Origin of the sequence: Cellulomonas citrea, from assembly GCF_009829685.1 — a bacterium.
Taxonomy (GTDB): domain Bacteria; phylum Actinomycetota; class Actinomycetes; order Actinomycetales; family Cellulomonadaceae; genus Cellulomonas; species Cellulomonas citrea.
Genome location: NZ_VWSD01000348.1, coordinates 1 through 663 on the forward strand (window position 1 = coordinate 1; position 663 = coordinate 663).

A 663-nucleotide genomic window follows, 5' to 3' on the forward strand; every position below is an offset into this window, starting at 1 on the left:
GTGGACTCCCGACCGGCGACCTCCCGACCGGTGCGCCCTCGCCCGCAGGCCGCCGCCGCACGGAGGCCGCGGCCGCTCTGGGGCGCGTCCGCAGCAGGTTCAGCTCCGAGCTCGCTGTGCACGGTCTGGCGTACCTGGGCGTCGCGCTCATGTTCGCCGGCCTGTTCGGCCTGGTCGCGTTCGCGTTCGGCGACGTGGCACCGGCGCTGCGGCCGCTCGCCGAGCTCGGCTCCGTGCTCGTGCCGTTCGTCGCGGCGACGCTGCTGCACCGGCAGGGCGCGGTCGTGGTCGCACGTGCGATGGAAGGTCTCGGCGGGCTGCTCGTCCCGCTCATGGTGGTGACGTCGCTGGTCGACGGTGCCGGGTTCCCGCCCGACGCCGCCCGGTCGGGTGCGGCACCGGCCGTCCTCACCGGGGCGTGCGTCCTGGTCGCCGGTGTCCAGGTGGCGTGGGTGCGCCGCCGGCCCGGCAGCGGGGTGCGGTACGCGGTCGCACCGACCGGCTGGCTCGCCGCGGCCATGGCGACCATCGCGGTCGGCCGCCCGATGCCCACGGGCCAGGCGGTCGCCTCACCCGTTCCCGCGCAGGTCGCGGCCATGGCGGTCGCCGTCGCCGTGACGGCGCTCGTGGCTCGTGGCCGGTCCGGGCCGCTCGGCCGGGCGG

1 pseudogene is annotated in these 663 nt (G+C 77.8%); it reads left to right on the top strand.

The features are described from left to right. Window positions 1-116: 116 nt before the first annotated feature. A pseudogene (locus F2B26_RS16650) lies at window positions 117-663 on the top strand (hypothetical protein); the annotation flags it as partial.